Source organism: Candidatus Nitrospira nitrificans (assembly GCF_001458775.1).
In the GTDB taxonomy this organism is placed as follows: Bacteria; Nitrospirota; Nitrospiria; order Nitrospirales; family Nitrospiraceae; genus Nitrospira_D; species Nitrospira_D nitrificans.
Genome location: NZ_CZPZ01000002.1, coordinates 75335 through 90442, shown reverse-complemented (window position 1 = coordinate 90442; position 15108 = coordinate 75335). Strand labels below are relative to the sequence as shown.

Below are 15108 nucleotides of genomic sequence, written 5' to 3'. Positions count from 1 at the left end.
ATCGGAAATTCATGACAATCACGGCCATCACAGGGCCGCGACGGCGTCCTTGATCGTCTTGGTCACTTTCGTCCGGATGCTCGCTTCATGAGGCAAGTCGATAATGTCGTCTTCCGGCACGGTGATGAATTTACGATGGGGCCCCTTCGTCAGCGAGATCAAGAACATGCTGTTGGAAGGCGTGACGGGAATCACGACTTGCACCGACCCGTCAATGTCCCGCACCACTTCTAAAAACTTTTGTTTCCCCTCTTCCATCTCATCCATAACTGCCTCTTTTCCTTTCCACGCCCCTTTTATCATGTACGGGCGAGGACGGACGTGCCTCTCACTGCGCGCATTGAGGGACCGCCGCCATCTTTCTACATTCGATAGAGTCTTGGCGGGCGGTCAGCGCGCACAGAGAAACGTCCGTCCTCGCCCGTTACATTTTACTTCCGCTCGCCAATAGCTTCTCAACTTCTGCCAGAATGACGTCGACTCCCGCCAAGTCCATATTGCCGACTCGCTGCCAGCGGATGACGCCCTGCTGGTCGATCACATACACATTGGGAATAAACTTTCCCCCACCGTACAGCTTATCTGTCACCTTGGCTGGATCTAACAGATAGGGATAGGTGACCTTGACCGGGAAGCCGGACAAGAATTCGCCGACCTCTCGCTTAGAGTTCCCTGACGAATTGACACCCAGCACGGCCACGTTCTTGCCTTGTGTCGACTCATGGACTTTTTGCAAGGCGCTCCCCTGGATCATGCATGGATCACAGATATGAAAGAGTCCCAGCACCACCACTTTCCCTTTATAGGATTCGAGCGACAGGGTTTCACCGGTGAGGGCGGTAAGAGTGAAGGATGGAGCTTTTTCTCCTACTTGGAACAATCCCGCTGCCGAAACCAGTGTCGCGCAGAGTACCGGGAAGACCAGCAGCCCAAACGCCCGTGCAAGCCGTCTCATCACGACCTCCCTTTCAACAGACATCACACGCGCCCGACCATGACCATCGGGGTCCTGGTGCAACCGTGGTCGCTGCGTAAACAAGCAGCGATGCCGCATCCTATCACGGAAATTTTTAGAGCGGCAACCGTGGCGCGGGAGGGAAACTAGTCTTCGTGAGAGCCTTCACGCTGATTCAGCATATCCTTGAGGTGGTCCTTGGCCCTTCCCTCAAATCGAACAAACTCGATTCCGAATCGATCACCTTGCTTCCATCGGACGATGGCAAGGGCAATGATGATCGGAGGGCGAGCGCCTGGAGGCTGCACTTGAAGACGCACACGCGCCTGGATGGGAAGCTGGATACGGCTCTCGACTTCACCTCCGGCGAGTGTCAGGTTCCTCACCACCCCACGGCCCGATCCTCCGTCTTCTCCCGTGAATCGGACGGGATAGTCGACCGGCACTCGTGGTCGACCTCTTGATTGCAGCTCTTTTTCGTCGTCTTGTTCCGGAGGCATCATATCGGAGGAGCGCTCAGCGCGCTGACTCGAACAGACCAAGCTGAAGCTCTTCCGCGCGGGTAAACGGGAGGGGATAGCGTTCCGTGAAACAAGCCGTGCAGTATTGATCCGGCGTCTTCGGCGCGGATTTGAGCATGCCATCGAGACTGAGATAGGCCAAGCTGTCGGCGGTGATGTACTTGCGGATTTCTTCCGTTGAGTGATCGGAAGCGATCAGCTCTTTTTTCGTCGGCGTATCGATTCCATAGAAACAGGGCGAGATGATCGGCGGCGAGCTGATTCGCATGTGGACTTCCTTCGCCCCGGCTTGCCGGATCATCTTGACGATCTTGCGACTCGTCGTGCCGCGAACCAATGAATCGTCGATGACGACGACCCGCTTCCCATCCAACACTTCGGGCACGGCATTCAGCTTGACCTTGACCCCGAAGTGACGAATCGACTGTTCGGGCTCGATGAACGTTCGCCCGACGTAATGGTTGCGGATCAAACCGGTTTCAAAGCGAATCCCGGCCCCTTCGGCATAACCGAGCGCCGCCGGCACGCCGGAGTCCGGAACAGGAATGACGATATCCGCCGGCACCCAGGCCTCCTGAGCCAGCTGCCGCCCCAGCGCCTTACGCGTGGTATAGACGGTGTTCCCCCCGAAGATTCTACTATCAGGCCTGGCAAAATAAACATACTCAAACACACACATGGCCGGATTCTTTTTAGGAAACGGATGGTGACTGTCGAGTCCTTGGTCGGTGATCACGATCAGCTCGCCCGGTTCCACCTCTCGAATATACTCGGCATCGAGCAAGTCCAACGCACAGGTCTCCGACGCCACGATCCAGCTGCTCCGAAGACGTCCGATACACAGCGGCCTGAGCCCATACGGATCACGCGCGGCGATGAGACCGTTGTCGGTCATCAAGACAACCGAAAACGCGCCACGCACCTGACTCAGCGCATCGACGACACGCGCGAGAAAGGAGTCCGCGCGTGAATGGGCGATGAGGTGGATAATGACTTCGCTGTCCGATGTGGACTGGAAGATCGCTCCGTAGGCTTCCAGCTCGTGTCGGAGCATCTGGGCATTGATGAGATTGCCGTTGTGAGCCAGGGCCAAATTGCCCAGCGCGAAATTCACGGTCAGCGGCTGCACATTCTTAAAGTCGTTGCCGCCGGTCGTGGAGTAGCGATTGTGTCCGACGGCCATATGGCCGGGCAATTTCTCCAGCACCGATTTGTGAAAAATGTCGGCGACAAGACCCATGCCTTTCTGCACGAAGACATGCTCTCCGTCTCCCGCGACAATTCCGGATGCCTCTTGCCCGCGATGCTGCAGCGCATACAGACCCAAGTACGTCAGGTTGGCGGCCTCTTCATGACCGAAGACGCCGAAGACGGCGCATTCGTCGTGAAACTTATCGGGCGAGACGATCGGCAGTTCTTTGCGCATGGTCCTCAACGGTTCACGAGATTAGGAGTGGTTCAACGTTCGTTCCAAGGAAAACGCCCACCGATCATAGACTATCGCCGCCGGCTGATCGATCACCTGTTCCATCGAACCGTCCTCTCCCACGGATACAACCAGCCGTTCGCCGGAAACGGCCCCGATCACTTCCACCGGGACACCAAAGCGCCTCGCTTCGGAGAAAATAGCCTGTCGATCGATCGGCTTTGCGGAGACCACCACCCGCGATTGACTTTCGCCGAAGAGAACGGCGTCTTTTCGAAGCCGACCTCTGTTCAATCTTATCACGGCACCGAACGTCCGTTCCGGTCCGGAGATACAGCTTTCAGCCACTGCGACAACGACACCGCCTTCCGAACAATCATGGGCGGATCGCAAGAAACCGTTCTGAATCAGGGACAGCACGCAATCATGGAGCGCCTTTTCCGTGGTCAGACTTAGATAGGGCGGCGATCCCTGTTCACGAGCATGCACGACCTTGAGATACTCCGATCCACCCAAGTCCTCGCGAGAAGAACCAAGCAAGAGGATCTCGTCGCCTTCCTGCTTGAACCACTGAGTCATCGACCGTTCCACGTCATCGATCAGCCCGACCATGCCCAGCATGGGGGTCGGGTAGATGGAGAGTCCATTGGTTTCGTTGTAAAAGCTGACGTTTCCGCTCACGATGGGGATTTGGAAATGCTCGCAAGCGTCTTTCATTCCTTCGATCGCCATCGCGAACTGCCACATGATATCCGGTCGCTCCGGATTGCCGAAATTGAGACAATCCGTCAAACCGATCGGCGCCGCGCCGGAACACACGAGATTCCGCGCCGCCTCGGCCACGGCCAGCCGTGCCCCTTCATAGGGATTCAACAGACAATAGCGGCTGTTGCAATCGACCGTCATCGCCACGGCCTTCTTCGTGCCCTTGATCCGCACCACCGCCGCGTCGGATCCCGGACGAACCATCGTGTTCGTCCGCACCGTATGATCGTACTGTTCGTACACCCACCGCTTGCTGGCGATCGTCGGCGACTCCAATAAGGCCAATAATGCCGCATTCGCATCTTTCACGTCGGGAAGGGCGTCGTAGTTCAGATTCGTCAGCATATCCTGATAGGCCGGCGGTTGAAAGGGCCGCTCATAGCGGGGACCGTCGTCGGCCAAGGCCTTCGCCGGAATCGCCGCAACGACCTTCCCCTGATCCAGGACCCGCAAGATTCCATCGGCCGTCACTTTCCCGACCACCGCGACATCCAGATCCCACTTCCTGCAAATCTCGATGCATTCGTCTTCCTTGCCGGCTTTCGCCACCATCAGCATGCGCTCTTGAGACTCAGACAGCATGATCTCATAGGGCGTCATGCCCGGCTCGCGCCGAGGCACCACGGTCAAGTCCAACTCGATGCCGTTGCCGGCGCGGGACGCCATTTCGCAGGAGGAACTCGTCAGCCCCGCAGCCCCCATGTCTTGAATCCCGACGAGCAGATTGCGCTCCATCAACTCGAGACAGGCCTCTAACAGCAATTTCTCCGTAAAGGGATCGCCGACCTGGACGGTCGGCCGCTTCTGCTCCGATTGATCGTCGAACGAATCGGACGCCATCGTCGCCCCATGAATTCCATCGCGGCCCGTTTTCGAGCCGAAATAGATCACGGGATTCCCCACGCCGGCGGCCGTGCCACGGAAGATCTTGTCCTGATGGGCAATCCCGAGACAAAACACATTGACCAACGGATTGAGCGCGTAGATGTCGTTGAAGACGATCTCGCCTCCCACGGTCGGGACTCCCATACAGTTGCCATAGCCGGAAATCCCGGAGACAACCCCCTTCATGAGATGGCGATTCTTCGACGAGTGCAATTCTCCAAACCGCAGCGAATCGAGCAGCGCAATCGGCCTCGCCCCCATCGTAAAGATGTCGCGCAGAATACCGCCCACTCCCGTGGCGGCGCCCTGATAAGGCTCGATAAACGACGGGTGGTTGTGCGATTCCATCTTGAACACCACGCACAACCCGTCGCCGATATCAACGGCCCCGGCATTTTCCCCTGGCCCCTGGACGACACGAGGCCCGGTCGTCGGCAGCTTCTTTAAGTGCACGCGCGAACTTTTGTAGGAGCAATGCTCCGACCACATGACGGAAAACATACCGAGTTCCGTCATGTTGGGCTCACGCCCAAGAATGTCGATGATTTTTTGATATTCCTCGCCCGTGAGATTGTGCTGAGCGATGAGATCTTTGGTAATAACTGTCATGCGTGCCTACATCATGCCTTTAGCGGTCACGGGGACAAAGCTTCCCATGGGGTCTTCTGAAGGATATACATGACACCGTTGTAGGCACTGCTCCGATCCGACCGGCGAGGCATTCTGGTGCCTCGCCGGTCCCTCGGCCCGAATACTAAGATCTCGAGCTCGTTCTACTGCACTTCCACTTTCACGGCTGATTCAGCGGCTAACGTTTGATGGTCCTTATCCGCCGCCACAACCTTGATCTCATGGGCGCCAGGTGACATCCCCTTGACCATCCCCTTCCATCCTTTCTGATATTCTCCATCCACGAAACAATGGACGTGCGTCGCCTGGCTACCCTTCGTCAGTTCGTATTTCACTTCGACATCACCGCCCTTCAAGACGGCTCCCGCTGCCGGGCTGGTTATCTTAACCTGGCTGCCGTCATCTCCCGCCGCCCAGACATTGACACCGACACTCAAGGTCAACAGACCAACTGCCGCCAACACTGCACCTACACGTCTCATCGGGACCCTCCTCATGTATTATGGAAAAATGTAAGATTGATGCGCACTAACTGACGCAATACTTTACCGCGACCACTTTCCATCTTCAATCCTCCACAGGCTACCGATCATGCTCAACCCGCTGATGATTCTGGTATCGACCGGTTCAGGTAAAAAACAAGTTCCTTAACCTTCTCGATAGGCGATCAGGCATTACCCTTTCTTCTTCGGTCGATTGCTCTTTATAAGCATGGCCCCTACCTGTTCCTTAAGAATAGGTAGCCTTTGCGTAACCACTTTCCATACGATGTCGAGATCAACACCGAAATACTCATGGATCAGCACATTCCGCATTCCCATGATGCTCCGCCATGGCACCTTTGGGTAAGCTTTCCTCAGTTCTGCAGGAAGATTCCTGGCAGCCTCACCGATTATTTCAAGGTTACGGATCACCGAATCCTGGATCATGGTATCTTCCACGAACTTCGCATGACCACCCTTCGTGTACTTCTCTACCTTCTTAATAGCCTCGGCGATATGCCTGAGATAGGCAGACACGTCTTTCATAACGGTTTTGCTGTACGGAGGATGGTGGAGCGAAAATACGGGCTCAACCCCTTTTCAGTCACCACATCAACCTCACAGCCTAATAGGTCCTGAAGATCTAGCTTAAAACCGATGAGGTCCAAAAGGTCGCGATCGGCCTCAAGCGTGACCAACAAATCGACGTCGCTGGTCCGACGCGCACGGCCCACAGCATGCGATCCGAACACCCGTACCCGTGATACCCCATGCGATCTGGCAATCCGGAGGATATCGGGGGTTTTTCCTTTTAACGCCAGTGTCGTCATGGCTCTATTTCACACTGAATCGTATAATCCCAAATGATCTTCTTGTACTCGCCGTCCGCCAGATTGTCCTGCATAGCGAACAACATGTGCCACCAAATATAGAACCACTCGATACGCTTATTATCTCTAAGGACCTCATCGATTCTTGACAATACATCATTGATTGGGACTATCAACGCCCCTTACTGTCATAATGAAGACAACAAGGTCGAACTATATATCTCCGAGGAGAATGTAATAGAGCGGTGCTCAATAGAAATATTCATCAGAAATATTCATCAAATCTATAAAACATTGGGGGCGCGTTGCTCCAGACATCCCTCTACTACTGCTCCACCCCTCTAGGGTGCCTGCCTACTTTGATCACCATTCGTCAATCCTTGTGCGTGCATCGCACGATGCACTAAGTGACAAGCAGATCGGCTGGCTACAGCCTACCTCCGTCATACTCCTACCAACTTCTTCTTTTTCAAAGACTCAATCATTGATTGAAAAATGCACCGCCCGTCTTCATTCCCCAACATCGCCTCGGCGCAACGTTCCGGATGCGGCATCATGCCCAGGACATTGCCTTCCGCGTTGCGGATGCCCGCGATGTTGTCGAGCGAGCCGTTCGGACAGGCATCCGGAGTCACCTTCCCATCCGCCGTGCAATAGCGGAAGATGATCTGCGCGTTGGCTTGAAGCCCGGCCAAGGTCACCGGATCGGTGTAATAGTTCCCATCCGCATGGGCGATCGGGATTTTGAGCACCTGACCGGGCTTGCACGCATTCGTAAACGGCGTCGCCGCGTTCTCCACCTTGACGTGCGTCTCGCGGCAGATAAAGTGTAACGACTTGTTTCGCAACATGGCGCCGGGCAACAAGCCCGCTTCCAGCAGAATCTGAAATCCGTTGCAGATCCCCAGCACCAATTTTCCCTCAGCCGCAAACTGCTTGACCGCCTGCATGACCGGAGAAAACCGCGCAATCGCCCCGGTGCGGAGATAATCGCCGTACGAAAATCCGCCCGGCAGGATCACCGTATCCAAACCGGCCAATGACGGCTCCTTATGCCATACCATCGTCACATCTTGTCCCAGCACATCCCGAAAGACATATCGACAGTCGTGATCGCAATTACTGCCGGGAAACACGACGACCCCAATGTTCATATGTCAGTCCTACCTACTCAGCCGTAGGGCACGTCGATTGAGTTCGAGCGTCCCTGATTTCCTCGGCACGCAACCCTATCCCAACTCGTGCCGATATTCCTCGATAATGGTATTCGCCAAAAGCTTCTCGCACATCGCCTTGACCGCCGCTTCGGCCTTCGCAACATCCGTCTCCTGAAGATCCAACTCGATGTACTTTCCGACGCGCACATTCGCTGCATGCTTAAACCCCAAGGAGTCCAGCGCATGCTCGATGGCCTTGCCCTGTGGATCCAAGATACCTGGCTTCAACGTCACGTGAATTTTGGCTTTCACAACTTACTCTCCTGCTTTTCTTCGGCCTCGTTCAACCGATCCACATATTTCTTGATCCAGAGTATGGCCGCGACAGTCAATCCGCCGGCAAGCACCAGGCCGACGAATGCCCACCGCCAGGGCGATTGGTCCAGCCGGTAGGCCATCACGCCTACAATAGCCGCCCAGACCACCACCGACGCGATCAGACCATAATTCAAGTATGCCCGCAGCATCCTTTTGCTTCTCTCTTCTCTTCCACTCTACTAATTGAAAAGGGTGAGCTGGGATTACCAGGCGCCTTGCACGGAGGCTCGAGCTTCCCGCACTCCACGACCGATGCGCTCCGCAGAGCGGACGGCGAGCACTGCTCGAAGTTCCGCTAGAATTTCATTCGAAGCGGAACAAGTTGCGCAGGCGAGCAGAGGGAGTGGTACGTGCGGTCGAGCCGGAGTGCCGAAGCCTGGAAATTCCAGCTCGCCCTTCGTTTACCCACATACCCTTTTCAACACCTCCTGATACGCCTCCTCGATCTTCCCCATGTCTCTCCGAAACCGATCCTTATCCATCGACTCACCGGTCGTCATGTCCCAGAAACGACAGGTGTCCGGGGAAATCTCGTCCGCCAAGATGAGCTTGTTGTGAAAAACCCCGAACTCCAGCTTGAAATCGACGAGCTGCATCTTCCGTTCGGTGAAGAACGGCTTGAGGACCTTATTGATCGCCTGCCCGAGCTCTCGCAACTCCCGCAAAATGCCTGGGGTCGCGACATTCATCAGCCGCAAATGATCATCATTCACCAGCGGGTCTCCCAGCGCATCGTTCTTATAATAGAACTCAACAACCGCCGGATCGATCCGGTTCCCTTCTTTCAGCCCGAGCCGCTTGGCCAAACTCCCCGCGACGACGTTCCGAACCACGACTTCGATCGGGACGATCCTGACTTTCTTGGTGAGCATTTCCCGATCATTCAATCGCTCCACAAAGTGGGTCCGGATCCCGTTTTGCTCCAAGAGCTGAAACAGTCGCTCGGAGATCTTATTGTTGATGACGCCTTTTTCGAGGATCGTGCCGCGCTTCTGCGCGTTGAAGGCCGTCGCATCGTCTTTAAAATACTGCACGACCTGATCCGGATTTCCCGTCGAAAAGATCTTCTTCGCCTTGCCTTCGTAAAGCAGCTCACCCATCGCCATGATCGGACCTCTGGGGTTCAACTTACTGCGCCAACAGCTCGACGATCTCGTCCAGCGATTTCACCGTGCCGAGTATGGTCGGACTCCCGAATCGCCGCGTATAGCGGAATTCTTGCACGTTCTCGAGCGACAGCACCAGGCTGTGAAAGTCCTCCAGCTCGGCTGTTTCAAAATAGGTGATGAAGTCCAGATCGTCCAGTCCGCTGGAGTGATAGAGCTTCCGCTTGACCGTCTTCAAGTAAGGCAGCGTGGCGGCGGTATGTTCCTGCATCATCGCGGCCCGTTTCTCCTGATCCAATCCCCACCATTCGGCTGACTTCCTGACCGGGATCACGATGACATACGGATGCCGGCCCGGTTCACTGACCACCTTCAAGTCAGCCTTCATCTGCTCGGAAAATCCCCGGACATAATTCGGCTTTTTGGTGAGCCCGTGCATGACCCCGACGGTCTTGAGATGTTTCCCGAATTGGCTGCTTTTCAGATCCAGAAGAAACTCCTGCGTCGCGCGTAGTTCCGTCGCATGAATCCGGAACAAGATGTCGGCGTGATCGGAAAGCCCTCGAAGCAGATACAGATCGATGGCCACATGCTCTCGATGCTGTTCCACCACGCCTTTGAGCGAGGCCAAACGAACGATCCGCATCGCGGGGTCTTGTTTCGCCCACTCCTCATTGAGCGCGAAGAGGGCAAACGTGCCGTAGACACCTGGTTCAGTGAGAAGTTTGTCTCGATCCGCTGCCGCCTGAACGTTCGATAACCAAGGGCCAACCATCAACCCAATCAGCATCATCCCCGTGACGAGTGATCGCGTCATCATTTATGTGCTCCTTTTCCCTTTCTGCCGGGCGAACGTTGTCCATCCCTCCCGAATACCCGCCGATAAATCCGATCGAGATGACGCAGATAGTACTTGGGGTTAAAACAGGCCGCAATCTCACTGCTCTTCAGGTGCCGGGAGATAAAAGGATCTTTACCGACTAATTCTTCCAGCGCGCCTCCGCCCCTCCAGGAGGCCATCGCATTGCGCTGAACCGCTTCGTAGGACTCCTTTCGCTGCGCCCCCTTCTCGACCAAGGCCAAGAGCAGCCGCTGCGAATACACGAGCCCTCCGGTCAATTCGAGGTTTCGCCTCATGCGATCAGGATAGACGACCAACTGTTCGATGAGATCCGCGACTTTGGCGAGCATGTAGTCGATCACGATCGTGCTGTCCGGCATGATCACCCGCTCGACCGACGAATGGCTGATGTCGCGTTCATGCCAGAGCGCGACGTTTTCCATCGCCGCCACACTGTTGGCCCGCACGAGCCGCGCCAAACCACAGAGATTCTCCGAGATGATCGGGTTTCGTTTGTGGGGCATTGCCGACGATCCCTTTTGACCTTCGGAAAAATATTCTTCCGCTTCGAGCACTTCCGTGCGCTGAAGGTGGCGGATCTCGACGGCAAATTTCTCGATGCTTGCCGCAAGCAACGCCAGAGCCGTTGCATACGACGCGTGGCGGTCTCGTTGGACCACCTGGTTCGAGACGGGATCGGCCTTCAGGCCGAGCTTGGCGCACACATACTCTTCAATATCCGGTCCCTGATGGGCGAAGGTCCCCATGGCGCCGGACAGTTTGCCGACCGCGATCTCGGTCCGCACCCGCCGCAACCGCTCCAGATGGCGCCGGACTTCCTCGTACCACAGGGCGAGTTTCAGACCGAATGAGATCGGCTCCCCGTGAATGCCGTGCGACCGACCCACCATGACCTGATCTTTGTACCGGAACGCCTGCCGTTTCAAGATACCCAGCAACCGTTCGACCCCCTCCAGGATGAGGTCCAGCGCCTCGGTCATTTGAACGGCCAGCGAGGTATCGACAATGTCCGAGGACGTGAGTCCCATGTGGAGAAACCGATGCTCCGGTCCCACTGTGTCCATGAGCGATTCGAGAAAGGCGATCACATCATGCTTGGTGACCTTTTCAATTTCGGCGATTCGGTCGACGTCGATCTTGGCCTTTTTCCGGATTTTCGCCGCCGTCCCGCGTGGCGCCTGTTTGGCGCGCTCGAAGGCCGCGCAGGCCTGTAGTTCAACCTCCAGCCAGATCTCATACTTCCGTTTCAAATCCCAGATCGCCTTCATCCGGGGACGTGTATACCGCTCAATCATGATGTTCTCGTCGTTCCTATCCCGTGAAGCCTCGTTCGTTCCTTCGATCCAGAGTTCCAGGTTTCATGTTCAAAGCTGCAAGTAGTGCAGAAACATGAAACTTGAAACCGTTAGCCGATACGCTTCACGCTCGCCTCGCTACGTCGGCGAAGCGGGCTTCACACGCGCCGCGCCGGCGCGTTTGGCGGCCAGCCGCGATTCCGTGGCCAACGCCTTGTCAAGAACCGCGTTCACGAACTTTGAGGCATCTTCGTCGCCGAAACTCTTCGCGAGTTCGATGGCTTCGTCCATCGTGACCTTAGCAGGCACCTCGTCCAGCCACAACAATTCATACAGCCCGGCCCGCAAGATGTTGCGGTCGACGATCGGCATGCGGTTCACGGTCCAATTCGTCGCATACTTGCCGATGGTGGCGTCGAGCTCTTTTTTATGCTCCAAGACACCCTGCACCAACCGTTCCGCGAACGCTTTGGACTCATCCGACGCCGCGCATTCACGCCAAAACTCGTCAAGATGCACACCGGACTTCCCATGAATGTCATGCTGAAACAGGATCTGCAAGGCCCGCTCGCGAGCTTGGTGACGAGTACCCATCGTTATCGAGCCGACAAGACGGCAGGCTGACAAGAGACCAAGCGAGAGGATCGACGAGAATGATTCATCGCCTTCTCCCGTCTCCGCGCACGACCTTCCCGCTCGTCAGCCGGGAACTTGCCGCCCCGTCAGCCTCTCCTTTCAACATCCGCATGACCCTCGCCATCTCGATCGCGGACTTCGCCGCCCCGCCGCCGCGGTTGAATTGCTTCTTATCCGCGCGCTCAACGGCCTGCGCAACCGTCTCAGTGGTCAGCACGCCGAAGATGATCGGCACATCGGTGTCCACGGCCGCTTGCCCGATACCACGGCTGACTTCGGCACAGATATACTCGAAATGTGGGGTGTCCCCACGAATCACCGCCCCTAAGCAAATCACCGCGTCGAACCGTCCTGACTTGGCCATCGTGCGCGCGACCAGCGGAATTTCAAACGCGCCCGGCACCCGCACGGCCGTCACATGCTCTTGAGAAACACCATGGGTTGCCAGTTCCTCGATACAGGCCTGCAGCAACTTGTTCGTGACCTGCGCGTTGAACTTCGCAGCCACGATGCCGAACCTGAATCCAACCGCGCGGCGTGAGCCTTTTCTAAGTTCCATGGGGAATGGGCATGCGTACATGCGTCAAGATCTGTATGTGAGCTGAGTGGGTCCTGACACGTATCAACGTTCTATACCTTTTTGAGGAGATGCCCCAGCTTCGCTTTCTTGGTCCGAAGATACCGAACATTCGCTTCGCGCGGCTGAATTTCGATCGGCACCCGCTCGACCACCTTGAGACCGTATCCCTCGATGCCGATGATCTTCTTTGGATTGTTCGTCATGACCCTAATCGCGCGCAAACCGAGATCCGCCAGGATCTGCGCGCCGACGCCATACGTTCGCAGGTCAGGCTTAAACCCCAACTGGAGATTCGCCTCAACCGTATCGCTGCCTTGATCCTGCAGCCCATAGGCCTTGATTTTGTTCAGCAACCCGATCCCCCGGCCCTCTTGATTGCTCAAATAGAGCAGCACTCCACGTCCTTCTTTTTGAATCATCTCCATCGCTTTATGGAGCTGATCTCGGCAATCACACCGTAGGGATCCCAGCACTTCCGCCGTTAAACAGCCTGAATGCACGCGCACCAGCGTCGGTTCTCCATCGTCCACCCGCCCTTTCACCAACGCGATATGCGTAAGGTTGTCGATCAGGTTCTCGAATGCGACCGCTTCGAACTCGCCGAACATCGTCGGCAAGCGGGCGCTCCCCGCCCTCTTCACGAAAGTTTCGCGCTGCATGCGGTATTCGATCAGAGATTTGATCGTGACCATCTTCAGTTTATGGTGTTTCGCGAACTTGGCGAGTTCCGGCACGCGGGCCATGGTCCCGTCCGAGTTCATGATTTCACAGATGACACCCGCAGGGCGTAGCCCCGCTAACCGCGCGAGATCGACCGATCCCTCCGTTTGCCCGGCGCGTTTGAGTACGCCGCCGGTTTGCGCTTTGAGCGGAAACACGTGTCCGGGCCTGGCGAGATCACCGGGTTTGGATTTCGGGTCGATCGCCACATGAATCGTCGTCGATCGATCGGCGGCTGAGATTCCCGTCGTAATGTCTTTTCGCGCATCGATGGACACGGTGAAGGCGGTCCCGAATGTGGCCGTGTTTTCCGAAGCCTGCGGTGGCAGCTGCAGCTCTTCGACGCGTTCCGATGTCAGGGCCAGGCAAATCAGGCCGCGCGCGTGTTTGGCCATGAAGTTGATGGCCTGTGGAGTGACCTTTTCCGCGGCGATGACAAGGTCCCCTTCATTTTCCCGGTCTTCGTCGTCGACCAGGATAATGAGCTTCCCCTTCTTAATGTCTCGGATGGCGTCTTCGATGTGGTTGAACGGCGTGGGCATAGGGCCACCAATCTAGCATTTCAGACTGAACCTTGAATATGGTTTTTTTAGGGATTGATCGAGAGTCGAAGATCTCAGGAGGACAGTTCGGCCGGCGAGGACCTGCCGGCCCGCAACGCGGCGATCACCGTACCCCAGGCACACATCGTGAACCCGGCTAACAGCCAGAGCCCGGATTCGTAGCTGCCCGAGAGCCCCTTCATCGTCCCGATGAGTATCGGCAGCAGAAATCCGCCGATGGCGCCGGAAGCCCCGACCACACCGGACGCCAACCCGATGTCCTTGGGAAACCATTCGGCGACCAGCTGGAACACCACGCCGTTGCCGAATCCCATCGCCGCCGTGGCCACGACCATCATCACGACCGCCATGGTTTGCGAAGGGCTGATCACCGCCACCACCGCCCCAGCGATCACCGGCAGAACATAATACAGGGTCCGCAGCCCTCCTTGACGATCCGCGACATAGCCGCCGACCGGACGGATCACGCTCCCCATGAGTCCGCACAACGCCGCCACCGCGCCGGCCTCAATCGCGTCGATCCGATAGACATCGTGCAGCACCAGCGGGAGCACACTGCACAGGCCCACGAAACCGCCGAACGTGACCGCATAGAGGAACGAGAGCCAATAGGCCAACCGGCGGTGAATCAACTGCACCGCATGGTGCCACCAGGCCACCGCGCCGGCCTCAGAAACCGGTGCTGTTCGCGGCACCATCAGCACAAATCCCGACAGCGTGACCGCCACCACCCCTGCCATGATGCCGCAGACCTGATGCCAATCCAGCGCGGCAACCCAGCGCGGCGCCAAAAACAAGATCAACACCGTGCCGATATTTCCCGATGCCGCGATGCCGAGCACAAATCCTTGCGCCGGCAGAGGATACGCGCGGCTCGCAATCGGAAGCGCGACCGCGAAACTCGCTCCGGCCACGCCCAGACAGGTCGAAAAGGCCAGCGCTTCTCCGTACCCGGTGACACCGAGCCACCCCCAGCACAACACTAGACATTCCATCACGAGGATGCCCACGGCCGTGGGCCGCGCGCCGAGCCAATCCGTGCTCCATCCGGCTACCATCCGTAACACCGCCCCGCCGAGTAACGGCAAGGAGACGAGCCAGGCGATCTCGGTCTCGCTCAGCTGCAGGGCCACCATGAGCGGAATGCTCATCGCCCCGATGAGCAGCCAGACCATGAAACTGACCGTCAGGTGCAACCACGCCCCAGCCAGCGACGGCCAATGACCGCTTTTCAGAATGTCCCAGATCCCAGACATGCCAGATCTCCGGATGGATAGCGGTCACTATAGGGGAGCCGCTTTCAGCGGCGCAAGCGAA

At 56.9% G+C, this 15108-nt stretch carries 17 protein-coding genes and 1 pseudogene; all 18 read right to left on the bottom strand.

Going from position 1 to position 15108, the window contains the following annotated elements; all coding sequences use genetic code 11:
• Positions 1-27 precede the first annotated feature (27 nt).
• Positions 28-267, bottom strand: a complete 240-nt coding sequence (locus COMA2_RS02580) for a hypothetical protein (RefSeq protein WP_090894389.1) — start codon at positions 265-267, stop codon at positions 28-30.
• A 157-nt stretch (positions 268-424) separates the two neighbouring features.
• Entirely contained in the window at positions 425-955 is a 531-nt protein-coding gene (locus tag COMA2_RS02575) for a peroxiredoxin family protein (protein WP_090894387.1), read from the bottom strand.
• A gap of 146 nt (positions 956-1101) precedes the next feature.
• On the bottom strand, positions 1102-1458 hold the full coding sequence (locus COMA2_RS02570; RefSeq protein ID WP_090894384.1) for a PilZ domain-containing protein: 357 nt from the start codon (positions 1456-1458) through the stop codon (positions 1102-1104).
• Positions 1459-1471: 13 nt separating this feature from the next.
• Entirely contained in the window at positions 1472-2902 is a 1431-nt protein-coding gene (purF, locus tag COMA2_RS02565) for an amidophosphoribosyltransferase (RefSeq protein WP_090894382.1), read from the bottom strand.
• 21 nt (positions 2903-2923) lie between these two features.
• Positions 2924-5161 carry a phosphoribosylformylglycinamidine synthase subunit PurL gene (gene purL / locus COMA2_RS02560; RefSeq protein WP_090894381.1) on the bottom strand — a complete coding sequence of 746 codons (2238 nt, stop codon included), beginning with the start codon at positions 5159-5161 and terminating at the stop codon, positions 2924-2926.
• Positions 5162-5325: 164 nt separating this feature from the next.
• On the bottom strand, positions 5326-5664 hold the full coding sequence (locus tag COMA2_RS02555; RefSeq protein ID WP_090894379.1) for an Ig-like domain-containing protein: 339 nt from the start codon (positions 5662-5664) through the stop codon (positions 5326-5328).
• Between the two features lie 192 nt (positions 5665-5856).
• Complete coding sequence (locus COMA2_RS02550) at positions 5857-6210, bottom strand: HepT-like ribonuclease domain-containing protein (RefSeq protein ID WP_090894376.1); 354 nt, start codon at positions 6208-6210, stop codon at positions 5857-5859.
• Positions 6207-6494: a nucleotidyltransferase family protein gene (locus COMA2_RS02545; RefSeq protein ID WP_090894374.1), complete on the bottom strand. Its 288-nt coding sequence runs from the start codon at positions 6492-6494 to the stop codon at positions 6207-6209. The genes COMA2_RS02550 and COMA2_RS02545 overlap by 4 nt, the downstream gene beginning before the upstream one ends.
• A gap of 443 nt (positions 6495-6937) precedes the next feature.
• Positions 6938-7648: a phosphoribosylformylglycinamidine synthase subunit PurQ gene (gene purQ / locus COMA2_RS02540; RefSeq protein ID WP_090894373.1), complete on the bottom strand. Its 711-nt coding sequence runs from the start codon at positions 7646-7648 to the stop codon at positions 6938-6940.
• Between the two features lie 75 nt (positions 7649-7723).
• A complete protein-coding gene (gene purS, locus COMA2_RS02535) occupies positions 7724-7963 on the bottom strand; it encodes a phosphoribosylformylglycinamidine synthase subunit PurS (protein ID WP_090894370.1) in 240 nt (79 codons plus the stop codon).
• Positions 7960-8178, bottom strand: a complete 219-nt coding sequence (locus tag COMA2_RS02530) for a hypothetical protein (protein WP_090894368.1) — start codon at positions 8176-8178, stop codon at positions 7960-7962. The genes purS and COMA2_RS02530 overlap by 4 nt, the downstream gene beginning before the upstream one ends.
• Before the next feature lie 252 nt (positions 8179-8430).
• Positions 8431-9135 carry a phosphoribosylaminoimidazolesuccinocarboxamide synthase gene (purC, locus tag COMA2_RS02525; protein WP_090894366.1) on the bottom strand — a complete coding sequence of 235 codons (705 nt, stop codon included), beginning with the start codon at positions 9133-9135 and terminating at the stop codon, positions 8431-8433.
• 22 nt (positions 9136-9157) lie between these two features.
• Complete coding sequence (locus COMA2_RS02520) at positions 9158-9955, bottom strand: chlorite dismutase family protein (RefSeq protein ID WP_090894365.1); 798 nt, start codon at positions 9953-9955, stop codon at positions 9158-9160.
• The gene (gene purB, locus COMA2_RS02515) at positions 9952-11292 is read right to left on the bottom strand and encodes an adenylosuccinate lyase (protein WP_090894363.1); all 1341 of its coding nucleotides are present in this window, start codon (positions 11290-11292) and stop codon (positions 9952-9954) included. Before purB ends, COMA2_RS02520 begins: the two co-directional genes overlap by 4 nt.
• A gap of 138 nt (positions 11293-11430) precedes the next feature.
• Positions 11431-11886 carry a transcription antitermination factor NusB gene (gene nusB, locus COMA2_RS02510; protein ID WP_090894361.1) on the bottom strand — a complete coding sequence of 152 codons (456 nt, stop codon included), beginning with the start codon at positions 11884-11886 and terminating at the stop codon, positions 11431-11433.
• Positions 11887-12028: 142 nt separating this feature from the next.
• A pseudogene (gene ribH, locus COMA2_RS02505) lies at positions 12029-12487 on the bottom strand (6,7-dimethyl-8-ribityllumazine synthase); the annotation flags it as partial.
• 71 nt (positions 12488-12558) lie between these two features.
• The gene (locus COMA2_RS02500) at positions 12559-13770 is read right to left on the bottom strand and encodes a bifunctional 3,4-dihydroxy-2-butanone-4-phosphate synthase/GTP cyclohydrolase II (protein WP_090894357.1); all 1212 of its coding nucleotides are present in this window, start codon (positions 13768-13770) and stop codon (positions 12559-12561) included.
• 74 nt (positions 13771-13844) lie between these two features.
• Complete coding sequence (locus COMA2_RS02495) at positions 13845-15047, bottom strand: MFS transporter (RefSeq protein ID WP_090894355.1); 1203 nt, start codon at positions 15045-15047, stop codon at positions 13845-13847.
• Positions 15048-15108: the final 61 nt, after the last annotated feature.